The following is a 23,603-nucleotide window of genomic DNA, read 5'->3' as shown; positions in this document are numbered from 1 at the left end:
AAAGGTAGTAGACGAGGCGACCGAATGCCGTATTCCCGCCCTTCTTAAAGCTTTCTTGTTGGCAGTCATCTAAACCAAAAAGATACAACCCATGCCTATACCTGATAAGAATGAAAGCTTCCCTTTAGCCCATTATGACAGGCTTTGTTTCCTGAAGAACATTGTGACGAACCCCAATATCATAGTAGGGGACTATACTTACTATGATGATTTTGAAGACGTCCGTAATTTTGAGAAAAATGTCAAATACCACTTTGACTTTATAGGGGATAAGCTCATCATCGGGAAGTTCTGCATGATTGCGTCAGGGGTTTCTTTCATCATGAATGGAGCAAATCACTTGACAGATGCGATTTCATCCTACCCGTTTGCCATCTTCGGGAAAGACTGGAAAAGCGCAATGAACGGAAAAACTTACCCTGATAAAGGAGATACGCTTGTAGGCAATGATGTATGGATCGGGTACAAAGCGACCATAATGGCAGGCGTAACAATTGGAGACGGATCCATAATTGCAGCCCATTCCATTGTCACAAAAGACGTAGCACCTTATGCCATTGTAGGTGGGAATCCGGCGAAGGAAATCAGAAAGCGCTTTTCAGAGGACCAGATCAACAGGCTTTTAGAGACACAATGGTGGAACTGGGACATTGAGAAAATAACACGTAATGTCCAGCATCTCTCCGATAACAACTTTAGTTTTTTAACTCAGGAGCAAAGCGGCCGCTAACTCAGACACAGTCTGTAAACTCAGTCTATGCCCTTCCACAGCCTTTGCAAACCTATTAGCAGCAAGGAATAAAAAACAAAGAAATGGACACGAGGCTTTATTTAAAACGAATTAACTATAACGGGGAGCTCACACCCACATTAGAGGTACTCGCACACCTGCAACAAGCTCATCTAATGCATGTTCCTTTCGAGAACCTGGACATTCACCATAAAACTAAAATCGACTTAGGAAATTCGTACGATAAGGTTGTCAAGCAAAACAGAGGTGGCTTTTGTTACGAGTTAAACGGTTTGTTTTACCAGTTATTAACTCATCTTGGCTTTCAGGTTAAGCTGGTGTCTGCAAGAGTATTCGATTATGAAGGCTTTGGTCCGGAGTTTGACCATATGGCCATAATAGCTACTATCGGTAATGAAAATTATCTGGTGGATGTAGGCTTTGGCGAGTTTGCTTTTCATCCCCTCCCTATTAAACTAAACACAGAACTTCCGGATCCGAGAGGCTTCTTCAAAATGGAGAAAGGTGAGGAAAACTATCTGGTAGTGAAGAAAAAGAACCCCCAGGGCGACTTTATACCGGAATACTTATTCACTGAACAGGAAAGACAAGTAGATGAGTTTCTGGAAATGTGCCACTTTCACCAGACAAGCCCGGAATCTCACTTCACACAAAAACCAATTTGCTCATTGCCTACACCTGAAGGCCGAATCACATTAAAGGGAAATACACTTAAAATAACAACCAATGGTGCTGTTTCAGAAAGGCCATTAAACAATGAAGACGAAGTCCAACAGGTTTTAAGAGATTATTTTAATGTACAGTATACCTCTTCCAACTACTGACTAACATTTACAAATACAATCGCGTTTAGCACGGCTTTCAGTGGCAATTTCACTATACTTCTTCCATTATCCTCTGCGAACAGTCTTATGCTCCATGTTTTCAGGATATTGAGCTGAAAGCACAGTAAGAAATGCAATCACTCAAAGAGCAGTAAGAAACAAAACTCGGAAACTGATCGATTCACAAAGTGATTATTAAGAATTTGGTTTATGAATGCCCAGATTTTCACGGATGTACTTTTCGGGAGTCTCCATGATTTTCGTGATGAAGGTTGCCAGGCTTTTTTGCGAGATCACGGAGCCTTTTTCCGGTTCGCCCTTTCTGGTTATTTCATAGTCCACTTCATTATCGCTGGTAAACCAGTTGGGCCGCAAGATAGTGTAATCAAGATCGGATGCTTCTATTACATCAGCAGCTCTTCGATATGGCTTCAATACAGGTTTCAAAGGCGTGTCGTAGATGCCTATGGAGCTGATAAAGATGATTCTCTTAACTCCTGTTTCTTCCATGGCACGCACAATGTTTTTTGCCATAGCTTCAAGATCTCCCGCAAGATTTGCATATACAATATCTTGCCCTTGTATAGCTTCTTTTAGTTGATCATAGTTCAATACATCCCCTTCAACTATACGGCAGCCTGAGACGTTGTCCTTTCTTAACCTGTTCTGGTTCCGCAGGAACAGGGTCAGGTTGATATCCTTCCTCTTTACTAACATATCAATAACGTGCCTGGCAATGTTGCCACTGGCACCCAATATGATTACATTTTTCATGCTTGCTTGATCAAGGTCTTACAAGAATTATGAGCGGTCCGATTGCACCAAATTTAGCTTTTCAATGAGCTTGTTTAAGTGAAATAAACCCCTTTACTCTATTGCTATGAATGTTATTTTCCCACCTGTTTTGCTGACTGGCCGGTATAGCGATCACCCACTATCTTAATTTGAGAAACTGCTTCAGTGAATATTTTCAATTCATTGGCAGTGAACGCAAAGTCTGCTGACCAGAGGTTTTCCTGCAAGTTTGCCAGTTTCGTGGTGCCGGGTATAGGAACGATCCAGGGTTTTTGAGCCAGCAACCAGGCCAATGCCACTTGGGCTGCAGTCAGTCCTCTTGGATTTCCAAACGCAGTAAGGGCATCGATCATTGCCCAATTGGCTTTAATGGCATTGGGCTGGTAACGGGGCAAAGAAGGACGGTTATCGTTTTCCGGGTTAAATTTCGTTCGCTCATGGATGAAGCCCGAAAGAAAACCTCTGCTCAGCGGACTGTAGGGCACAAAGCCGATTCCGAGTTCGTCGCACACTTTTATTACATCCTGCTCCGGTTGTCTGGTCATCAGGGAGTATTCGCTTTGGAGGGCTGTCAAAGGCTGAACAGCATGGGCTTTCCGGATCGTCTGTGCATTGGCTTCGCTAAGACCAAAATGTTTCACCTTTCCTTCCTTGATCAAATCTTTCACCGTTCCGGCAACATCTTCAATCGGAACATCAGGATCAACCCGGTGCTGGTAAAGCAAGTCAATGTGATCTGTTTTTAACCTTGTTAAAGATTGTTCAACAACCTTTCGAATATGGTCCGGTTTACTGTTTAAACCCGCCAATTGGCCATTCTGAATGTTGAACCCGAATTTGCTGCATAGTAATATATCCTTTCGTACAGGAGCCAGTGCCTCCCCAACCAATTCTTCGTTTGTGAACGGCCCATAGGCTTCAGCAGTATCAAAAAAATTAACGCCCATCTCAACGGCTTGTCGCAGCACAGCGATGGATACTTTTTTATCCGGAATAAAGCTGCGATGGTAACTCATGCCCATGCAGCCCAGCCCAAGTGCAGACACTTCCAGGCTGTGTTTTCCCGACCCCAGTGTGCGGCGCTTGTCTATTTTAATCTGCCCGGAACGACTATGTGCCGGCGTAGTCATTTCACCTGCCTGGACCTGACTGAAAGCAGGCGGCACCATTAAGGCTGCTCCCAGTGCGGCACCTATTTTCAGGAAATTGCGACGGTCGGATGGCCTTGTATTGTACAGATGATTGCTGTGCTGTGGGCTTTGTTGCTCTACACTTTTGGGATTTTCTGCCATAGCTGTTATAAGTTTGTGGTTAAATAGATTTTGCAGCTTCACCTACCGGTCAATCCTCTTTTGCATCTGTTCCGGGTATCTTGCTCCTTGCACCTGGATGGCAGCAAATGCAGTATCGATTTCCTGAACATCTTCTGATGAGAGCTCAATGGAGGCAGCGGCAATATTTTCCTCTAGTCGATGTAGCTTTGTAGTTCCTGGTATGGGTACGATCCAAGGCTTCTGCGCCAATAGCCAGGAAAGAGCAACCTGAGCAGGTGTGGCACTTTTCTTTTGAGCCACTTTACCTAACAGTTCTACCAATGCCTGGTTGGCTTTTCGGTTTTCCGGTGTAAAACGCGGCACAACGTTGCGGAAGTCAGTGCTGTCGAACGAAGTGCTTTCATCAATCTTGCCGGTAAGGAACCCTTTACCCAAGGGGCTAAACGGAACGAAACCAATTCCAAGCTCTTCCAGTGTAGGGATGATCTCTTGCTCTGGTTCTCTCCACCACAACGAGTACTCACTTTGCAGGGCAGTGACCGGTTGCACGGCATGTGCCCGGCGAATTGTTTGAGCACCTGCTTCAGAAAGCCCAAAGTGCTTTACTTTTCCTGCCTGAATCAGGTCCTTTACAGCTCCTGCTACTTCTTCAATGGGCACATCAGGGTCTACACGGTGCTGGTAGTATAAATCAATCACATCGGTCTGTAGCCTTTTCAGCGATCCTTCCACCACTGTTTTAATGTGTTCGGGGTGGCTATCCAAAGCGCTCCAATGTCTTTCTCCTTCCGCAGCTGCTTTGAAGCCAAACTTGGTAGCTATCACCACTTGATCACGAAAAGGAGCCAATGCTTCACCCACCAATTCTTCGTTGGTAAGCGGTCCATATATTTCAGCTGTATCAAAAAAGGTTACTCCCAACTCAAATGCTTTCCGAATGAGAGCAATCATTTGTTTTTTGTCATGAGCCGGGCCGTAGCCAAAGCTCATACCCATACAACCGAGCCCAAGTGCAGAGACTTCCAATCCACTCTTGCCAAGCTTTCTTTTTTTAATATTTGTTTCCATAGTTGATAATATTTAAAAATGTATACGCTAACTGTCAGGCATATACACTGTTTTACTATGGAAACAAAATTAGTGTGTCAAGAGGGCGAATGATAACGAGAATCAAATAACCTGTTACGAAATTCAAACATTCCTGAACTTCAGAGGGCTTAGTGGGACATGCTTTTTGAAGAAGTTGTTGAAGTGGGTTACTTCCGTAAAACCCAGGGCGTAGGCAATTTCAGATACCGTCCAGGCGGTATGCTTGAGTAAGATCTTTGCCTCCTGCAAAATACGCTCGGCTATTAGTTGGGAAGTTGTCTTTTCCGTAACTTCTTTTACCGCTCTGTTTAAGTGGTTGACATGAATATTTAACTGACCGGCAAAGTCAGCTGCTGTACGCAACTGTACCTTTTGGTGGGTGTTATCAATTGGAAACTGACGCTCCAGCAGCTCTGTGAACAAAGAAGTGATCCGCTGTGAGGCGTTTATGGTTTGTTTATCATATTTTGCAGCGGGCTGTGCTTTCAAGGCCAGGTGTACCAGCTCAAGCGCCAGATTCCGCAAGACATCATATTTGTGCGTGTAATCAGAGTTTATCTCTTCAAGCATGCGTTCATACACGCCTTTTACCTTTTCTGTCTGCTCCTCCGTTAGCTCAATTACGGGTGTTCCGCCCGGCTGGAAAACAGCATACTGATTCAGGTCACCATATTGGTGGAAAAAGGCTGGCGTGAAAATGCAGAAGTATCCCCCCTGAATTTGGTCTCTCTTTTCCCAACTATAAGGTATCTGCGGATTAGAGAAGGCGAGTGCATGTTTTTGAACCTCCACGACCTTATCGGCATAGTGCACCTGGCCGCTTCCAATAACCAATGTTATTTTAAAGTAGTCTCTTCGGCGATAAGGAACGGACCTGGCATTCGCCCCCACAAATGGCTCCAGCCTGAACACATTGAAATGCCCGATCTCGTTGCGGAGGTTTTCCGGCAACCAATTCTTCGCTTTGTAAAACTCTTCTATGGTCTCAACTTTGTTCATTTACCTTCCTTTACGATTTTCAAACAGGATGGTAGCTACCATTTTAAGATAACCTGAGCATGCCGAAGGGTATTCACAGGGAGCGTCATTATAACTTCGCTGGTTTTTCAGATACTTTTCCTCTAATGGATACTCATATTTTCTGTTTGAATAAGGCTGTTCGTTTTGACATCATTACTCTCCTCACTACCACACCCGGATACGTTTTTCAGCCTGGAGGCAGGACTCCCCTTAGCTAAAGTACCTTTGTCTTTAAGCTGTGCGTCCTGGACTAACCTGACTAAGGGATGATCAATGTGATAGGCCTCTTTTTCCCAAGGCATTCGCAGATTTTTGGCAGGAGAGTAATGAATTTTTTTGCCCATCCAGGTCACCCCTTCCACATCAACTACCAGTTCCTTTTTTGCATACTGCTTCACATGAATCATTTCATGGGCCAGCACAAGTTTTCGTGCCGCTTTATCTAAGTTGGCATTTATCAAGACCATGAACTTCTGTTCAATACCCGGTTGCGGCGATGGAAGCGGAATGGTTATACCGGGCAGTGTTTCAGACATGTTAGAAGATAGCGTGATGACCAGGTGAATGTTCTCCTGGACACCCAGATGCGCCAGGTATACTTCGGCGTGTTTTTTTATCGCTTCTGCGTTTTTACTACTCGATACCTTGACAACGGGTCGGGAAAAGGCAACAACTGGTAAGAGTATTTGGGTAAGTGTACTGGTAGCTACTATAAATAAAGCTTTATAAAATTTCATTAACTTGTAATTCAGAGGGTATTGACCTGCAAAAATATAGGATTGGCAAACGGCTGACTAACGAATTTCAAACCAATCATTAAGGATTTCAAACAATTGATGCTTCTGGAGCAAAGTTCTTTACAAAGGAGCCTCGTCAGCCTGAAAAAGATTGATGTGATAAAATCAAGAAAATGGGGTTGCGCAGGCACAATCGGTTTGCTTCTGATCACCGTTTTTATAAAATAAATCTTTATCTTGATTGTCAGTTAATTAGTCTGCGCGCAAAGGAAAAACATACCGGAAAAAACAAAAAGAAACGCCTGTGTTAACCTGCCACATTAGCATCAAGAAAAATGAAGGAGTCCTTAACAGTAAGAGAAATTCAAATCGAGGATATAGAGCTGATAACTAACTATTGGCTAGAATCCGAGCCTGACTTTCTGGTAGGTATGGGCGTTGACCTTGGAAAACTACCGACCAGAGAAGCATGGACAAACATGTTGCTCCAACAGATCAATCTACCCTATGAAGAAAAAAAGTCATACGCCTTGATCTGGCTGGTAGCAGGAAAACCTGTCGGGCATACCAATGTAAGCTCCATTGAATTCGGCAACTTCGCTCACATGCATCTGCACTTGTGGCAAACGGAAAACAGACAAAAGGGAATCGGGACTGAACTGGTCAGAAAATCACTTCCTTACTTTTTTGACAATCTTAAACTCAAAGTCCTCTACTGCGAACCGTATGCCCTGAACCCGGCGCCAAACAAAACACTGGAACGGGTAGGCTTTGAATTTCAAAAGCGCTACACGACCACCCCGGGTTCGCTCAACTTTGAACAGGAAGTCAACCGCTGGAAACTGACAAGAGACAACTTCGAAAAAATAACGCTTTACCTTAAATCCTGATCTGCGCAGGTACCTCAGCCCTACCCTAAACTGCAGCAGGCTTGCTGCTCGACATTCACCCGAAGACCATAAAAAAGATGAACACAAAAATTCTGATGACAACAAGTGCCCTCTTACAGGGAAGCGCTGGCTTAGCGTTGACCTTTTTGCCAGATGAACTTTTAAGTCTTGCTGGTATAGAATACAGTGTGCCGCTTCTGTTGATCCTGCAGGTGCTGGGCGCTCTGTATTTTGCATTTGGAATGCTGAACTGGATGATGAAAACAGGTCGTATCGGTGGCATCTACAACCGGCCGATCGCCGTGGCAAATTGTGCCCATTTTTCTATAGCGGGACTTGCTTTGATCAAAGCGGTATTGTCCGAACCGGGTTTACCTATTCTGATCTGGGTGGCAGCCGTCGGCTATACCTTGTTGGCCATCGGCTACAGTATCGTACTATTCAGACATCCGTTGGCCGTTTCTAAAACAACCTAGTATACATCCAGTATACAACAAAAGCTACCAATACCTATCCGTAAGCAGGGATCCCTTCTTCTTAGAACAGGTAGGCTGTACTAACTAAGCAACGTTATGGTGGCAAGAGAAGAATGCATATTCTAAACGCTGTAACATGTGGTTTTCCCGATCAATAGAAGATGTCCTGGCTGAACTGAAAGTAGATCCGGCACACGGTCTCACGGAAACAGAATCAAAAACCAGGCTGACACAATATGGCCCAAACAAGCTGACAGGGAAAAAGAAGAAGACCATTCTGCAGTTGTTCGTGGCACAGCTTCGGGATCGGCTGATCTATGTTTGGTTTGCAGCGGTGGTGATCACCCTGTTCATGGGAGAATACATCGATGCCATCATCATCCTGGCCGTTATTATTCTGAATGCGGTGCTGGGTGTAGTGCAGGAAGTAAAGGCCGGCAACGCCATTGAAGCGCTTCAAAAAATTGCCTCTCCCAAAGCGCTCGTAAGGCGCGATGGCGTTGTCAAAGAAGTGGATTCCGAGACTGTCGTGCCCGGTGATATCCTGGTTCTGGATGCCGGGCGCTACATCGCGGCAGACCTGCGCCTGATCGAAACAACCAATCTTCAGGTTGAGGAATCGGCTCTGACCGGCGAGTCTGTCCCTTCGGCCAAAGACGCCAGGCAAGTGCACGAAGATCCCCAGACGCCTATCGGAGACCTGCAAAATTCTGTCTTTATGTCGACGCTGGTTACGTATGGCCGGGGGCTGGGGGTAGCCGTCGCCACCGGTATGGAAACCGAAGTCGGTAAGATTGCCAACATCATCGATACCGAAGAGGAGTCCAAGACACCCCTCGAGATCCGGCTGGATCAACTCGGAAAAACGCTCGGCAAACTGGCCATCAGCATTTGCGTTCTCATCTTCGCCGTTGCTTTTATTCAAGGCCGGGACCTGGCCGAAATGTTCCTTATTTCCGTTTCCCTGGCCGTTGCCTCTATACCTGAGGGACTTGCCGCCATTGTAGCCATTGTACTTTCTATCGGTGTTACCAGCATGTCCAGACACAACGCCATCATCCGGCGCTTGCCGGCCGTGGAGACGCTGGGTTCTGTCAATATCATCTGCTCCGACAAAACGGGCACGCTCACGCAGAACAAAATGACCGTTACCAAATACTTCAATTCGGAAGGGGAAGTAACCCTGGAGCGGGAGAAGGAAAACAAGGCCAGTGAAGATGCGCAGCTACTGGCGAAAGCTATGATCCTATGCTCGGATGCCACCTACCAGAACGGGGAGGGAACCGGTGACCCGACAGAAATAGCCCTCCTGCTCTTGGGAGATGACCTGGGCCTGGACAGACAATCTTTAAACAAAGAGAGTGAACGTGTCAACGAGTTTTCCTTTGACTCGGACCGGAAGCTCATGTCGACGCTCAACAAAGAGAACGGAAGCTATACGGTATACACCAAAGGCGCTATCGATAACCTGCTGAAGATCTCCACCCATGTTCGGGAGCATGGCCAGGTGGTGCCTCTCTCCGAGGCCCACAAACAACAGTTCGCTGATGCGACGGAGCGTATGTCGGACCAGGCGCTTCGGACACTCGGTGTAGCCTACAAACCGGCCGACGCGGTTTTGGATGCGGCTGATATGGAAAAGGACCTCATCCTGCTGGGGCTGGTAGGTATGATCGATCCTCCCCGGACAGAAGTAAAGCCCTCTGTTCAGAAAGCCAAACAAGCCGGCATCACGTCCATCATGATCACGGGTGATCACAAGAACACGGCCTTTGCCATTGCACATGAACTGGACATAGCGGCACATATCGACCAGGCTACGACAGGGCAGGAAATTGATGAGCTGACAGAAGACGCCTTCCGTGACAGGGTGGGCCAGTACCGGGTATTTGCCCGGGTTTCTCCGGAGCATAAAGTAAAGATTGTACGGGCCCTCAAGGCCCAGGGAAATGTCGTGTCCATGACCGGTGACGGGGTGAACGATGCACCGTCCCTGAACACGGCCGATATCGGGGTTGCCATGGGCATCACCGGGACCGATGTAGCCAAAGGGGCTTCGGACATGATCCTGACCGATGACAATTTTGCCACCATTGTTTCTGCCATCGAACATGGACGCAATATTTACAACAACATCCGCAAGGCGGTGATCTTCCTCCTCACCTGTAACCTGGGCGAAGTGGTTGCCATGTTCATTACCCTGCTCATCGGGTGGGAAGCGCCTTTGATTGCGACCCAGTTGCTGTGGATTAACCTGGTTACGGACTCTTTGCCGGCCGTTGCCCTGGGCATGGACCCCGGTGACCCGGATGTGATGAAAGAAAAGCCCCGCGATCCGGATGAAAGCTTCTTTGCGGGTGGCGAAGGTTTGCGCGCGATCTGGGGCGGCATCCTCATCGGAGCCTTAACTATTTTTGCGTTCTGGTTCGGTTACTACGAACACGGCTTCAGTCCGTTTGACAAAGCAGTACCGGTTGAGACACTGGAAAATGCCCGGACACTGGCCTTTATGACACTGGTCGCCTGCCAGCTGTTTTATTCCCTGGCGAAGCGTAACCCGACAAAATCTATTTTCCAGATCGGGGTTTTCTCCAACAGATACCTGATCGGAGCGATCGTGCTGGGCCTGCTGCTGCAGCTGGTGGTCATTGGTATACCTTTTATGCAGCGCGCCTTCAACCTGCAGTGGCTTGACCTGAAAGGCTGGATCATGGTTCTTTTCCTGGGGCTGGTACCGCTGCTGATCAACGAACTCTTCAAGATATTCCGCCGGTCGCGCCTGCAAAAAGGTATGAAAAAGGCAGGATAGTGCGGAGGAATCCGTAGTATTGAAATCAGAAACAGAACATCTCCCTGCAAAAGTAGCCGTGAAGGTATAGAGGCGCATCTCGCAGTTGCTATACCTATACCTTGGCTTTCATCCTGAAAAGTATCGCGAACAATGAATTTAAATGTAGAGGTCACCGATTTTATTCAGCAGGCCCCGGCGGATCAAAAGCAGATCCTGGAGGCCATCCGGCAATTGCTGCATGAGAGTGTGCCGGATGTGCGGGAAGAGTTTAAATGGGGCAGGCCAGTGTTTAGAACGACCCAGGATTTTGCCTACTTCAAAACGGCCAAAGCCTATGTGACGCTTGGTTTCTTTGATTTTAATAAGCTCGAAGACAAGTCCAACAGGCTGGAAGGCACCGGGAAAGCTATGCGCCATATCAAACTCAGAACCATGGCCGACATCGACAGCGAACTGTTCAAAGCATGGTTCAGCAGCTGCACAAACTAAACGTCGCGTCCGCTTCCGTAAGGCAGGTATGGAAAACTGCTCTAAGTCAGAACCTGAAATATCACCTAAAGCATTGACCTGAAAAAATGCAGCATGCCTTCTGTTTGGGTATAGTATGATCAAAACCACTTCTGCCGGCGCTACTCCCCCACATCCCGTAGCGGTGCGGTCAGGAAATCATTGAAGGGTTTCACCGCCCTGAACGCCTCCAGCACCACCTGCCTGAAGTCTTTCCCTAATACAACTTTGTCAGAGAGGGGCATCACAGCGTTCCAGCTTTTGTAGCGCAGGTATTCGATGGCCGGATTTTCTTTCTCGTAGCCTTTGGGCGTGGTTTTAAGCTGCTCCCCGGAGATGGTGCCAAACCTGTCTTTAAAAGCAGGAGCCTGTAGTATACCTTCAAACTCTTCCAGGTTATAATCCAGCTCCTGCCGCACGGCTTTCAGGTAGTTGGCAGGTGGCATCCAGAGGCCGCCGGCCACAAAGGATTTGTTGTTAGCCGCCAGGTGCAGGTAGTAGCCCGGCAGGATGGATTTTCGGCCGCCTTCGGCAATGTAGGCCCCGAAGTGATCTTTGTAAGGTCGCTTGTCGTTGGAGAAGCGCACATCCCGGTAGATGCGGAACACCAGGTCCTTGCCCGTTTGTCCGTGGGCTGCCGGCTCAAAGGGTTCCATCTCCGGCAACAATTCATCCAGAAAAGCTAGGTAGTTTTTGCGGGCTGCATCGTAGCGGGGCTTGTGCTGCTGAAACCACTCGCGGGTATTGTTTTGGGTAAGATCTGACAAAAAGGTAAGCGTGCTTTTCTCTATCGTTGTAGCCATGGGCTTGTTGTTGGGTTCGGGTTAATACGGGATTATTCTGTTTGCCAGTAGGCATAACGGCTTAGTTTCTTCAGCTCCAGGTTACGGCCATCCCAGGTATGCTGGCGCAGTAGCTCGTTGGGATACTGACTGGCAAACCAGTAGCTGTTGGTTTTTCCTTTGTCCAGCTGCACGTTTACCTGCCATGCCGCCTGACCACCTACTTCGGCCTTCGTGCTCGAAACAATGGCCTTGTATACTGTCATCCTGCCTGCTTTGTTTGTCTGCTGCGTCTCCAGCACGTTGGCTTCAAACGTCAGCCCGTTGGCAAAGCGCAGGCTGCGCAGCGTATACGGCAACTGGTCTTCCAGCAGGAGGTCCTTCTGCAGCTTCCGGTTCCCTTCGCCTTCCCCGTCGAAGTAAGAATTGTAATAGAGATTGTAGCTGGCTCCCACGTCCGTTATGGTCTTGAAGGTATTGCCGCACCATTCCTGCGAGGAAGTGGTGAGTTTGTGCATTTGCAATGGATTCTCGCGCCTGATAAAAAGGGAAGTCAGGTAATGGTAGGGATATTCGTCGGTAGGTATACGGCAGAACTCATTTACTTTCATCACCGGGAAAAGGTCGGAACGGGTATAGTCGTCCGTTTTCACATTGTGCTTTTGGTTGAAGTCTTCTTTCACGGTGATCAGCGTATACTCAAAATTTCGCTTCTTTTTGTAGACTACTCGCTCCGCATCGTAGATGGCCACTTCGGCCAGGCCATCCTCCCACAGCTTGTCCATGGCCCAATCCGCATGGAAGTGCGGGTTCAGTGCCGTGTAAGTGTCTCCGCCGGACAAAGCAGGATTCCGATTATCTCCCTTCTCAGAGCATCCTATACCTGCTCCGGCTATACCCAGTAGCAGCAGGCAGATCCATATGGTGGTTAATCGCATAAGCAGCATCTCGTTTGGCTCTAATTTACAATAAATAAAATCTTCTTTCTTCATTTCCCGCACCAGTTCCGGACTGATTCTGGGGGTATAGCCTTACAGCTTTCGCAGGCCACAGGTGCAAGCACAAACAGAAGTTTTTGAAATCTAAAAATGGGCCAACAAACTTCTAAATACCGTACACAAAATAAAGCCCCCTGTAAACTGATTCACATGATGCCCCTGGCACTTTTCCTCTGTTTGAGCCTTTGTCCGCTGCTATGCCTGGGACAGGATTCAACGGAGCTTTGGCTGCTGGCACCAGGCCAGAAACTTCGTTTACAGCAATCGATAAAACAGTACCAGCAGATCAGCACCGACCAATGGCATACCTTCCCGGGCACATTGCTGCTCCGCCCGGGCGATACCAGTTCTTTTGTGCCCAGGTTGCGGCAGAACCTGATCCTGGTAGGAGATCTCGATGAAGGTCAATATGATAGAAAACACTTATATTCCCCTTCGCTGGCCTTGGCCGTTGCACGTTTTCAGGCAAGGCATGCTCTGAAGCCGGATAGTATCATAGGCCCAAGGACTGTAGCAGCACTCAATGTGCCGCTTTCACAACGCCTCCTGCAGTTGCAGAACAGCCTGAGCCGCTGGACTGCCTTCAGCCAGGACATTGCCCAACCGTATATTATCATCAACATACCGGACTATACTTTACGCCTGATAGATCATAACACGGTGCTGCTGGAGATGCACACTATTGTGGGAAAACCGGCGCTGCCCACCTATGTAAATCGCACAGATCTGCACACCATCGTGTTCAATCCCTACTGGTACATCCCGAACTCCATTGCTTCCAAAGAAATATTACCGCTTCTGAAGCGTAACCCCGGCTACCTGGCCAGTCGTGATATGGAACTCTTCCGGCTAACAGCCCTGGTAGGATACGCCAAAACAGATCCCTGGAGTGTGAACTGGACTAAAGTAACAAGCGCTGATTTTAACTTCAGAATAGTACAGGTAACAGGAGAGCATAATGAGCTGGGGAAAGTTAAGTTCCTGTTTCATACCAAAGTGAGCCAGTACCTGCACGACACGAAAGACAAGCACCTGTTTGCGCTTGACAAACGGGCTTTCAGTCATGGCTGCATCCGTCTTCAACATCCCGAAGCCTTGGCTCACTACCTCATGCAGGAGCGCTCCGGCCTCTCTGAAAACAAGATTGACCGCTTCCTGAACACAGCTAAGCCGGAGCAGTTTATTCGGTTGAAAAAGCCTGTGCCGCTGCTTATCGTATACATGACTGCCTGGGCTGATCAGCAGTTGGGAATACAGTTCCGGGAAGATATCTATGGGTATGATAAACCGGTCCAGGTTTCCATGGAATAGGTATAGGAGAAACTATCACCCCGGCCAGTTGGCTTCCAGGTCTTCGAGGTAATCGACATCGGAAAGAGAAGGTAACAGGGCGTGGGAAAGGTGCAGGCGTTCGATGTCGTACAAAGTATCGGGAAAGACGTGCTCGGTGCTCCACCGTTTCTCCCGGAACAGCTCCGGGTACAGGTGATTCATACCCAGGAGGTAATAACCGCCGTCCAGCGCCGGCCCGATCACGACTTCATGGGTCTTCAGTTCCTCAAACGCTTTGCCGATGATTTCAGACGTTAGTTGGAGACAGTCGCTTCCGATGATCACCACCGAGGTATAGCCCTCCGCAAATGCTGCTTCGAAAGCAGCCGCCATCTTCTCACCCAGGTCACCGGGTGGCTGCAGCTTCTTCTGATACTGCTGGCCGGGCCACATGTCCTGCTGCTCCACCCGCTCGCTGTAGTAAACCACTTTGTCCAGGGGCAGGGCCTGCGTAACGTCACGGGTATGCTGGAGCAGGTGCAGGTAAATATCGAGTGCCGTTTCGGGTCCTACACTAGCTGCCAGCCGCGTTTTCACTTTGCCCAGCTCCGGGTTGCGGACAAACAGCATCAACAGTTCTTTGCTACTCATATACTTTCTCTCCTTTGCGCAACCACACGCCCCAGCTCTTTGAAAAGGCATGCACTTTATCCGTTTTCCCCTGGCTGTTGTATACGGGTTGCCCCTGGTTCACCCACTCAAACAGGCCGCCGTATAAATTTGTCACATTCGTATATCCTGCCTTTTTAAGCTTCTCTCCTACCCGCTCACTGCGGAGCCCCACCGAGCAGTAGACCACCAAGGGAGTATCTTTGGGCACATCCTTCAACCGGGACGGATCAAAGTTGTCGTACTCAACCAGCCGGGCACCGGCAATGTGGCTCACGTTATACTCTTCTTCTGAACGGGTATCCAGCAGAACCGGATGCGACTTTTGCTGCAGCGCAGCCCCGAGCTGGGCGGGTGTGATCACGGGTACGTTATGGTTATAGAGCCCTTTCAACATGAGCCCATAGGCCTTGTCTGTCGCCTGCCCGCAGGCCTGCAGCAGCAGGCACAAACAAAGCGCCCCCACCAGGTATAGTTTTCGTTGCATAAACACGTGCATGGTATAATGATTACAGGTTCTACGCGCCTGTAGTTTCGCCGCCGCAGCTCGAACCGGCTCCTGCCGTGCAACCATAACAGTGCTGGTTTAGCACGATATCGCGCCTGTCGAGCTGTTCCAGGTCAAAATCCCGGAGGTGCTGCGGCGCACTCCCCTGCACCTTTAGCTCCAGCATCTGGTTAAAATCGCAGTCATAGAGGTAACCGTCCCAGCCCACCGAAACGGTGTTGCGGCACATGACATTGGCGGCTGCCGCCGGATTAAAGGCGTTGACGAGTTTCTCCATATAGCTGCTGTAGTTGCCGCTTTCCACCAGGTAGTCGAGGTAGCGGCTCACCGGCAGGTTGGTGATGCAGAAGAGTTGGTTGAACTCGATGCCATACCCGCTCAGCAAGCGGCGCTTGAACTCAGCCTCCAGCGACTTCTGGCTCGCTGGCAAAAAGGCTCCGGAAGGATTGTATACCAGGTCCAGTTGCAGCCCGCTACCGGCTTTGCCATACCCTACTTCGTTGAGCAGCTGCAGCGCCCAGATAGATTTTTCGAACACGCCATCGCCCCGCTGCGCATCGGTGCGGGATGCGGAAAAGTAAGGCAGCGACGACACCACCTGGACCCCGTGTTCCTGAAAGAAGCGGGGCAGGTCGTGGTACTTTTTGTTGGCCAGGATAATGGTGAGGTTGCAGCGCACGATGACATGCCGGCCCAACTGGTGCAGTTGTTCTACAAACCATCGGAAATCCGGGTTCATCTCGGGAGCGCCCCCTGTCAGGTCTACCGTGGTGAGCTGCGGGGCCTGTGCCAGCGCGTCGAGGCAGAGCTGCATTGTTTCGCGTGTCATGATCTCTTTGCGATCCGGACCGGCATCGACGTGGCAGTGGCGGCAGGTCTGGTTGCACATTTTGCCCACATTGATCTGCAGAATGGTGGTACCACTCGGTTTGAGCGGGAATAGCCCGTGCTCCCGCAGCCGGGAAGCAAATGCCGGAAAGCCTCCCTCCTCTACTGCCGGCCCCTGCAACACATCCAGCTGGTAGGCCGGATCTGCAAACAGGTGATGCTGCGCTTTCAGTGATTTTAATTGGGTTGCCATCGCTTACATGGTCAATTCCTTGATCTTGTTCATCATCTGCACGCCATGTACCAGGGCAGCACCGCCTTTGATGGCTGCCGCCACATGCACGGCTTCCATCATCTGGTTTTCGTCGGCTCCTTTTTCCAGACAATCCGAGGTATAGGCATCGATGCAATACGGGCATTGCACCGCGTGCGACACGGCCAGCGCGATCAGGGCTTTTTCCCGCTCCGTCAGCGCGCCTTCTTTGAAGACCTCGCCATAATAATCAAAGAACTTTCGTCCCATTTCGGGCTGTAGCTCTGTTATGTTGCCAAATTTCTTGAGGTCTGCGGGATTGTAATAGGTATTTTCCATGGGTGTTAAAAATCAAGGTATAGAATAATTAACCTCCCGGCAGCAAAAATGCGCGAGGGGCTACAAAAACAAACGAAATATCAGAAGGTTAACTGCGCTTTACGCACAGCGGCTGATCAGGCTTGCAAACAGCCGGAGCCGGACTATGTTTTGAGTAGCTAAAAAGCAGGAGGCGCACGCCGCAAAAGAGACCGTACGGAATGCTGCAAGGGCTTGAAATGTATTTTGCGGAGGGTGAAGGCAGACGCGTCCGCCTGCAGCAGAATGGCAGTCAGTTTTCGCTTGAGCGTGTGGTAACAGGGAAGCGCTTCCAGCTGCCTGGCCAGATCCCTGCTGTTGTCCACATCGGCTTTTTCTTCGAGAAAGCTTACGCAGTTCATACACGCATGATGCCGGAAAGAGTACAGCAGCAATTCGTTCAGTAGCTCCTCTGTCTGCCAGTTCAGCATGGCAAAGGACTCCAGGTTGAAGCTGTCAATGTGCAGACCGATCAGGTAAGCACCGCCGTCTGTGGCAGGCCCCACCACCATGTTGGCGGTCAAAAGTTCTTTCTTAGCCTGCAGCAGATCCGTGGCACTCAAAGCAGGACAATCACTACCAATGCAGATCACGCGCTGGTAGCCGGCCGCGAAAACTTCCTGAAAGGCATTGGCCAACCGCTCTCCAAATGTGTTGCCCACCTGTTTGTCCGTCAGGATCGGCATCAGCGGCAAACCGGCCCGCTTTGCTACGACCACTGCATGCTGTAGCAGCGTCTTTGCAATCTTCTTGTTCACACCGCTGCCGTGCTGCTCCGAAAAGGTTTTGCAGGCTATCTCCTGCCCACTGGTATGGGCAAACAAAAGAATGGCGGTATCGGCTTGAAAGGAATCCAAAGGAGTTTCTGTCACACTTTATCAGATCGGTCCATTACAAAAAACAGCAACCAGATCCTTTACAGGTATACGAGAGAAGCAAGTTAAGCATATTTAAATAATATAAAAGCCGGCTTTTGCTCAACAGAATGTAAAACATGCACAAACCTGCATATATTGGAAAAAGTATCTCCTCATGCCGCAGATTGACAGGAACAGCGTATCTCTAGTTGGGATATAGAACACACATTTGCCAGGCTTGCGTATATTTAAACCACATCTATAAGATCAAAGAATGCCGATACAGACGATAAATCCTGCAACGAACGAAGTCATTAAGACTTTTGAACCCCATACCGCTACTGAGGTGGAGCAAATGCTGAAAGCGGCCGATACCGCTTTTCAGAGCTGGAAGCACGTGGAGTTTGAGGAGCGGGCCCGGCACATGCAGCAGTGTGCGGATTTGCTGGAGCAGGAAGCAGAAAAATATGGCCGCATCATTACCCTTGAAATGGGCAAGCCACTGCAGGACGCGGTGGCGGAAGTAAAAAAATGCGCCAAAGTATGCCGCTATTATGCCGAAAAGGCTGCTGAATTTCTGCAGGATGAGGAGGTGGAATCAGGAGCCAGCCGCAGCCTGATCGCCTACCAGCCGTTGGGTGTCGTGCTGGCCGTTATGCCCTGGAATTTCCCTTTCTGGCAGGTCTTACGTTTCCTGGCCCCTGCCCTGATGGCCGGGAATGTGGGTGTGCTGAAGCATGCCTCCAATGTGCCGCAATGCGCTCTGGCCATCGAAGAAATTATTCGGAAGGCCGGTTTTCCAGAACATGTATTCCAAACCCTGCTGGTTGAATCGAAAGCGGTGGACGCTATCATTGAGAGTAAGTATATAAAGGCTGTCACCCTGACCGGCAGCGAGGGAGCCGGCTCCAAAGTAGCGGAAAAAGCGGGCAGTGAGATCAAGAAAACCGTGCTGGAACTGGGCGGCAGTGACCCGTTCATTGTGCTGGAGGACGCCGACCTGGAGGAGGCCGCCACGACGGCCGTGAAGTCCAGGATGGTGAACACCGGCCAGAGCTGCATTGCTGCGAAACGCTTTATAGTGGTGGAAGGTATAGCCGAGGCGTTTCTGGAGAAGATGAAAGAAAAAATGCGGGCGCTCAAAACAGGCGATCCCTTGAAAGACAACTGTGATTATGGTCCCTTAGCCCGGAAAGACCTGGCAGAAGAGCTCGAAAAGCAGGTACAGGCGTCGCTGGACAAGGGCGCCGAAGTGGTGCTGGAAGGCGGCCGCGAAGGCAAGGATTCCGCCTATTTCAAGCCCATGATCATCCGGAATGTAAAACCCGGCATGCCTGCGTATGAGGATGAATTATTTGGTCCGGTAGCCATCGTGTTTGTGGTACCGGATGAAGCCGAAGCCATTAAGATTGCCAACGATCACCGCTACGGCCTGGCTGGCACCGTCTGGACAAAAGACAAGGAACGCGGCCTTCGCGTGGCCCGCCAGGTAGAGTCAGGCGCGGTATTCGTCAATGCCATGGTCGCCTCCTCTCCCGAAATGCCCTTTGGCGGCATCAAGAAGTCAGGTTACGGACGGGAGCTTTCCTACATCGGCATACGTGAGTTTACCAATCAGAAAAGCATCTGGATAGGGTAAAGGTTAAATTGCTTCATGGTTAAATTGTTGATTGGTTTTTACAGGTATGCTCTCCTACGCCTCCCGGAGAAAGCAGCTCAAAAATCTTTACTTCCCGGCTTTTATGTGAGACTATCTGGAAGGTATAGCTTGAAAGGTATAGCGGTGTAACCAGAATCCTCTGAGTGCGGGTTGCAGGAAATCTGTGCAAGCACAACCATTTAACCATTAAGCAATTTAGCAATTCAACAATACCCTATTAGTTTATACACCACATACCCGGTTATTTCATGGATCAGGCGGTGCCAGAGCCGGAAGGCATCGGCGTTGGGAATAAACAGCTCATCCGGGGAATAGCGCACTTCGCTGGCATAAAAGTCCGCCGGAAAGGTATGCGTTTCGACGCCAGCCTTGTCAAAACAGGCCTTGGCACGTCGCATGTGAAAAGAAGAGGTAACCAGCAGCTTGCGCTCGAATTGCGGGTAGCTTTGCAGCAGCTCTGCCGAGTAAATGGCGTTCTCGTAGGTGTTCATGCTACGGGTCTCGGTGATGATATCGTCCTCCAGCACGCCGGCCATCAGCAGAATATCCTCCAGCATCTCCGCTTCCGGCCTTCGGTCCATGGCAATCGTACCCGTTCCGCCCGTAATCAGGAACTTCCCCACCTTGCCCAGGTGGTAGAGTTGCAGCGGGTGCAAAAAGCGGTCTGCCCCTTTCTGAGTATGGATTCGGTCGGGTGCGAGGGTGTTCACGCTTGTCACCCCAGTCAGGATGATGGCCACGTCGTAGTCATCCACCTCCTTCACGGGTACAGGCGCGTATTCCCAGGCGCGCATGGTGGTGTTGGCCAGAAACGGATTGGAGAAGACAAGCAGCAAGCCCGTGGCCGACACCAGGCATAACCGACGGACTCGGGCAGACTTCAGAAAAAGAGCGAGCAGCAAGAGAACGACTACCCAGAGAATAGGCATCAGAAAGTATTGCAGCACTTTGGAGAGGACAAAAAACATGGCCGGAAGATCAGGGAATCGTACTGAAGCCCCAAAGGTAGGAAAGCACCGGCAAAGCGGAAAAAATTAATATACCCGCGAGCGCCTTTTCAACTTGCTGTGAATCCCTACTAAAACGCTAGAACAGACGCCGGAACACCCACAGCAGCAGCGAGAGAAGGATACTCACCAAAATCATGCTCGTGATCGGCATATAGAAGCGGAAGTTCCTGCGCTCCACCCGGATATCGCCCGGCAGGTTACCGAACCAGCCAAGCTTATCTCCGGCCAGCCAGAAAATCAGGCCGATCACAACCAGCACTACGCCTATGATCACAATGTATTTCCCGATGGACTGCATACTGCTATACCTATGTATGAAGGTTATTCTTACGACAAAATTACAGTATAGATTTACAGAACGCATCCGGTCCAGAGTTCTTTTTTAGTAGCGGACCGGCCGAAAGCTTTTGTTCGGAAATCCGTCCTGAAAAGCGTAAATTTGAATGTTGCAGGAATCCTTAAATCCCCTATACCTTGAAAGTTTGCATTGCTGAGAAACCAAGTGTCGCCCGAGAGATCGCCATGGTCATTGGAGCCAGAACCAAGAAGGATGGCTACTATGAAGGCAATGGCTACCAGGTCACCTGGACCTTCGGACACTTTTGCCAGCTCCGCGAGCCAGACGACTACAACCCGCAATGGAAACGCTGGAGCATGTATGACTTACCCATGCTCCCGGACAGGTATGGCATCAAACTCATGCAGGACAAGGGGGTGGTGCAGCAGTTCAAGATCATTAAAAAGTTGCTGGAGCAGTCCGAGGAAGTGATCAACTGCGGGGATGCCGGCCAGGAAGGGGAAGTGATCCAGCGCTGGGTACTCACCGAGGCCAATTACCGGAAGCCTTTCAAACGGCTCTGGATATCTTCCCTTACAGAAGAATCCATACGACAGGGCTTTGCCCGGTTGCGGGAAGGTTCCGAATTTGACTCGCTCTACCAAGCCGGCAAGAGCCGCGCCATCGGTGACTGGCTACTGGGCATGAACGCCACCCGCCTCTTCACGCTCAAGTATGCCCAGGGCCGCCAGACACTGTCCATCGGTCGGGTACAAACGCCTACGCTGGCCATGATCGTGAACCGGCATCATGAGATCGCCAACTTTGTGCCGCAGGCATATTGGGAACTCAAGACGGTATACCGCGAAACGACTTTTTCCAGCACCAACGGCCGCTTCCACAAGGAAGAGGAAGGGCAGCAGATCCTGGACGCGATCCGGCAGGCCGAACTGACCATCACCGACATTGACACCAAAAAAGGAACAGAGAGCCCGCCCAAGCTCTTCGACCTGACCTCGCTGCAGATCGAGTGCAACAACAAGCTCAGCATGTCGGCCGATGAGACGCTTAAGACGATCCAGAGCCTGTATGAGAAGAAGGTAGTTTCCTATCCGCGTGTGGATACGGTGTTTCTGCCCGATGACATCTATCCCAAGATACCAAGTATCCTGCAGGGCCTGAGCAATTACCAGCAGGAAGTGGCGCCGCTGCTGCAGAGCAAGATCCGGAAGAGCAAAAAAGTATTCAACAACAACAAAGTAACCGACCACCACGCCATCATCCCGACCGGTGCGCCGGCCAACAACCTGTATGGCCGTGAGGCAGAAGTATACGACATCATCACCCGACGCTTCCTGGCCGCCTTTTACCCGGACTGTATCGTGAGTAACACCACTGTTCTGGCGGAGTCTGCCGGCTATACCTTCCGGGTGCGGGGCAAACAGATCCTGGAGCCGGGCTGGCGTGTGTTGTATGGCGCGGAGGATATCAAGATCGAGAGCACCGGCAAGGAAAACAAAGAAGAGGAAGAGACCGCCGGCATTCTGCCCAACTTCGTGGCAGGTGAGCACGGACCCCATGCGCCGCTGCTTGACAGGAAGATGACCAATCCGCCAAAGGAGTATACAGAAGCCACCCTATTAAGGGCTATGGAAACGGCAGGTCGCCAGATGGATGACGATGAGCTGAAAGAGGCGCTGAAGGAAAACGGCATCGGGCGTCCTTCCACACGCGCGGCCATCATCGAAACCCTGTACAAGCGGCAGTACATCCGCAAGGATAAGAAAAAGATCGTGCCGACCCAGATGGGAATTGACCTGATCGGCGTTATACCGAACCAGACCCTGAAGTCCGCAGAGATGACCGGCCAGTGGGAACGCAAACTACGGCAGATCGAAGGGGGCACTTTTAAACCGGAGTCTTTTCTGCAGGAGCTGCAGGACTTTGTCGTGAGCCTGGTGCAGGAAGTAAAATACGACAAAGCGACCGTGACCATGGAAGCGCAGCCCGAACCTGCCGCCGCTACCGCCGCAAAACCAACCAAAGCAAAGGCTGCCCCGAAAGCACCAAAAACTGACGCTACGCCTGTTCAGGGGCTGGGTACCTGCCCGGCCTGCAACGAAGGGCATATTATCAAAGGCTCCAAGGCATATGGCTGCATCCGCTTCAAGGAAGGCTGCCGCTTCCTGGTGCCCATTGAACAGCAGGGCAAAACCCTTACAGACAAACAAATAACTGCTTTGCTAAGCAAAGGAAAAACTCCTGCAATCAAGGGCTTCAAAGACGAACAGGGCACTAGCTTTGATGCTGTCCTGAAACTCGACGAAAACAGGCAGGCGGTGCTGGAGCGGGTCGAGAAAACTGAAAAAGCATTGGCAGCAGATCCGTTCGCCACGTGCCCCAGGTGCAGGCAAGGGAGTATGCTTAAAGGCAAATCAGCGTATGGCTGCAGCCGTTTCCGGGAAGGATGCCAGTTTGTGGTGCCGTTTGAAATGGGCGGCAAGACCCTTACAGACAAGCAGATCGGTACACTGCTTACCAAACGCAAAACAGGAAAGATCAAAGGCTTCACCTCCGCCAAGACCGGCAATAGCTTTGATGCAGCCCTGGCCCTGAATGACAACTGGCAGGTGATCTTCCAGTTCGATTAAAAGCAAAAGCGGCACTAACCCAGGTTAGTGCCGCTTTTGTAGTAGTAACCAGCTTCGATTACTTTACTTTGAAAATCACATCTTCCGTCGCTACGTTTGTCCGATAGTCGGTTGCATTGATGGTCAGGGTATAGGCTCCGGCCCGCATACCTGGCACAGTAAGCAAGGTGTCAAACTCCAGCACTTTGGTATCCGGGAAAGTGGTAAAGTTCACCAGGTCAGCGTCTCCGCCTACGTCCCTCACCCGCACCTGCAGCTCCCTTACTTTATCCTTATCAGTTGCCGTAAACTTGACGCGCACCGTACTCGCTGCAGTCAGCGTTTGGT

At 50.1% G+C, this 23,603-nt stretch carries 24 protein-coding genes; 9 read left to right on the top strand and 15 right to left on the bottom strand.

Annotation, left to right across the window (positions count from 1 at the left end; genetic code table 11):
* Positions 1–91 precede the first annotated feature (91 nt).
* Together OB13_RS02355 and OB13_RS02350 are read left to right on the top strand one after the other, a co-directional pair.
* A complete protein-coding gene (locus tag OB13_RS02355; RefSeq protein ID WP_461488539.1) occupies positions 92–730 on the top strand; it encodes a CatB-related O-acetyltransferase in 639 nt (212 codons plus the stop codon).
* 83 nt (positions 731–813) lie between these two features.
* Positions 814–1,575, top strand: coding sequence for an arylamine N-acetyltransferase family protein (locus tag OB13_RS02350; RefSeq protein WP_461488538.1), 762 nt, complete (start codon positions 814–816; stop codon positions 1,573–1,575).
* A 195-nt stretch (positions 1,576–1,770) separates the two neighbouring features.
* Here OB13_RS02350 and OB13_RS02345 read toward each other — a convergent pair whose 3' ends face one another.
* From OB13_RS02345 to OB13_RS02325, 5 genes are all read right to left on the bottom strand, one after another.
* On the bottom strand, positions 1,771–2,349 hold the full coding sequence (locus tag OB13_RS02345; RefSeq protein WP_461488537.1) for an NAD(P)H-binding protein: 579 nt from the start codon (positions 2,347–2,349) through the stop codon (positions 1,771–1,773).
* Positions 2,350–2,462: 113 nt separating this feature from the next.
* Complete coding sequence (locus tag OB13_RS02340) at positions 2,463–3,662, bottom strand: aldo/keto reductase (RefSeq protein ID WP_461488536.1); 1,200 nt, start codon at positions 3,660–3,662, stop codon at positions 2,463–2,465.
* A 42-nt stretch (positions 3,663–3,704) separates the two neighbouring features.
* Positions 3,705–4,712 carry an aldo/keto reductase gene (locus OB13_RS02335; protein ID WP_461488535.1) on the bottom strand — a complete coding sequence of 336 codons (1,008 nt, stop codon included), beginning with the start codon at positions 4,710–4,712 and terminating at the stop codon, positions 3,705–3,707.
* 123 nt (positions 4,713–4,835) lie between these two features.
* Positions 4,836–5,732 carry a helix-turn-helix domain-containing protein gene (locus OB13_RS02330; RefSeq protein WP_461488534.1) on the bottom strand — a complete coding sequence of 299 codons (897 nt, stop codon included), beginning with the start codon at positions 5,730–5,732 and terminating at the stop codon, positions 4,836–4,838.
* A gap of 122 nt (positions 5,733–5,854) precedes the next feature.
* Positions 5,855–6,490 carry a hypothetical protein gene (locus OB13_RS02325; RefSeq protein ID WP_461488533.1) on the bottom strand — a complete coding sequence of 212 codons (636 nt, stop codon included), beginning with the start codon at positions 6,488–6,490 and terminating at the stop codon, positions 5,855–5,857.
* A 335-nt stretch (positions 6,491–6,825) separates the two neighbouring features.
* On the opposite strand from OB13_RS02325, the gene OB13_RS02320 reads away from it, so the two are divergent.
* From OB13_RS02320 to OB13_RS02305, 4 genes are all read left to right on the top strand, one after another.
* Positions 6,826–7,380: a GNAT family N-acetyltransferase gene (locus tag OB13_RS02320; RefSeq protein WP_461488532.1), complete on the top strand. Its 555-nt coding sequence runs from the start codon at positions 6,826–6,828 to the stop codon at positions 7,378–7,380.
* Positions 7,381–7,421: 41 nt separating this feature from the next.
* On the top strand, positions 7,422–7,856 hold the full coding sequence (locus tag OB13_RS02315; protein ID WP_461488531.1) for a hypothetical protein: 435 nt from the start codon (positions 7,422–7,424) through the stop codon (positions 7,854–7,856).
* A gap of 136 nt (positions 7,857–7,992) precedes the next feature.
* Entirely contained in the window at positions 7,993–10,665 is a 2,673-nt protein-coding gene (locus OB13_RS02310; protein WP_461488530.1) for a cation-translocating P-type ATPase, read from the top strand.
* A gap of 132 nt (positions 10,666–10,797) precedes the next feature.
* The gene (locus tag OB13_RS02305) at positions 10,798–11,136 is read left to right on the top strand and encodes a DUF1801 domain-containing protein (RefSeq protein ID WP_461488529.1); all 339 of its coding nucleotides are present in this window, start codon (positions 10,798–10,800) and stop codon (positions 11,134–11,136) included.
* A 140-nt stretch (positions 11,137–11,276) separates the two neighbouring features.
* Here the strand turns inward: OB13_RS02305 and OB13_RS02300 are convergent, their stop codons facing one another.
* Both OB13_RS02300 and OB13_RS02295 read right to left on the bottom strand, forming a co-directional pair.
* On the bottom strand, positions 11,277–11,957 hold the full coding sequence (locus OB13_RS02300; RefSeq protein WP_461488528.1) for a DUF2461 domain-containing protein: 681 nt from the start codon (positions 11,955–11,957) through the stop codon (positions 11,277–11,279).
* Between the two features lie 32 nt (positions 11,958–11,989).
* Positions 11,990–12,874, bottom strand: a complete 885-nt coding sequence (locus OB13_RS02295; RefSeq protein WP_461488527.1) for a hypothetical protein — start codon at positions 12,872–12,874, stop codon at positions 11,990–11,992.
* 210 nt (positions 12,875–13,084) lie between these two features.
* Here OB13_RS02295 and OB13_RS02290 point away from each other — a divergent pair, with 210 nt between their 5' ends.
* A complete protein-coding gene (locus OB13_RS02290; RefSeq protein ID WP_461488526.1) occupies positions 13,085–14,245 on the top strand; it encodes a L,D-transpeptidase family protein in 1,161 nt (386 codons plus the stop codon).
* Positions 14,246–14,260: 15 nt separating this feature from the next.
* On the opposite strand, the gene OB13_RS02285 is transcribed toward OB13_RS02290, so the two are convergent.
* The 5 genes from OB13_RS02285 to OB13_RS02265 form a co-directional block, all read right to left on the bottom strand.
* Complete coding sequence (locus OB13_RS02285) at positions 14,261–14,857, bottom strand: TIGR04282 family arsenosugar biosynthesis glycosyltransferase (protein WP_461488525.1); 597 nt, start codon at positions 14,855–14,857, stop codon at positions 14,261–14,263.
* Positions 14,850–15,362, bottom strand: coding sequence for a rhodanese-like domain-containing protein (locus OB13_RS02280; protein WP_461488524.1), 513 nt, complete (start codon positions 15,360–15,362; stop codon positions 14,850–14,852). Before OB13_RS02280 ends, OB13_RS02285 begins: the two co-directional genes overlap by 8 nt.
* A gap of 31 nt (positions 15,363–15,393) precedes the next feature.
* Positions 15,394–16,464, bottom strand: coding sequence for an arsenosugar biosynthesis radical SAM (seleno)protein ArsS (arsS, locus tag OB13_RS02275; protein WP_461488523.1), 1,071 nt, complete (start codon positions 16,462–16,464; stop codon positions 15,394–15,396).
* A 3-nt stretch (positions 16,465–16,467) separates the two neighbouring features.
* Complete coding sequence (locus tag OB13_RS02270) at positions 16,468–16,803, bottom strand: arsenosugar biosynthesis-associated peroxidase-like protein (RefSeq protein WP_461488522.1); 336 nt, start codon at positions 16,801–16,803, stop codon at positions 16,468–16,470.
* Between the two features lie 158 nt (positions 16,804–16,961).
* Entirely contained in the window at positions 16,962–17,678 is a 717-nt protein-coding gene (locus tag OB13_RS02265) for a TIGR04282 family arsenosugar biosynthesis glycosyltransferase (RefSeq protein ID WP_461488521.1), read from the bottom strand.
* A gap of 274 nt (positions 17,679–17,952) precedes the next feature.
* Here OB13_RS02265 and OB13_RS02260 point away from each other — a divergent pair, with 274 nt between their 5' ends.
* On the top strand, positions 17,953–19,317 hold the full coding sequence (locus tag OB13_RS02260) for an NAD-dependent succinate-semialdehyde dehydrogenase (protein ID WP_461488520.1): 1,365 nt from the start codon (positions 17,953–17,955) through the stop codon (positions 19,315–19,317).
* 224 nt (positions 19,318–19,541) lie between these two features.
* On the opposite strand, the gene OB13_RS02255 is transcribed toward OB13_RS02260, so the two are convergent.
* Both OB13_RS02255 and OB13_RS02250 read right to left on the bottom strand, forming a co-directional pair.
* Complete coding sequence (locus OB13_RS02255; RefSeq protein ID WP_461488519.1) at positions 19,542–20,306, bottom strand: YdcF family protein; 765 nt, start codon at positions 20,304–20,306, stop codon at positions 19,542–19,544.
* 118 nt (positions 20,307–20,424) lie between these two features.
* Positions 20,425–20,646 carry a DUF2905 domain-containing protein gene (locus tag OB13_RS02250; protein ID WP_461488518.1) on the bottom strand — a complete coding sequence of 74 codons (222 nt, stop codon included), beginning with the start codon at positions 20,644–20,646 and terminating at the stop codon, positions 20,425–20,427.
* Positions 20,647–20,822: 176 nt separating this feature from the next.
* Here OB13_RS02250 and OB13_RS02245 point away from each other — a divergent pair, with 176 nt between their 5' ends.
* Complete coding sequence (locus OB13_RS02245; RefSeq protein WP_461488517.1) at positions 20,823–23,276, top strand: type IA DNA topoisomerase; 2,454 nt, start codon at positions 20,823–20,825, stop codon at positions 23,274–23,276.
* A gap of 58 nt (positions 23,277–23,334) precedes the next feature.
* On the opposite strand, the gene OB13_RS02240 is transcribed toward OB13_RS02245, so the two are convergent.
* Positions 23,335–23,603 (bottom strand): hypothetical protein (locus OB13_RS02240; protein WP_461488516.1); only part of this gene is annotated, 269 nt, incomplete at its 5' end.

It is taken from the genome of Pontibacter sp. HJ8, from assembly GCF_054824225.1.
This window is presented reverse-complemented; position numbering and strand designations above follow the sequence as displayed.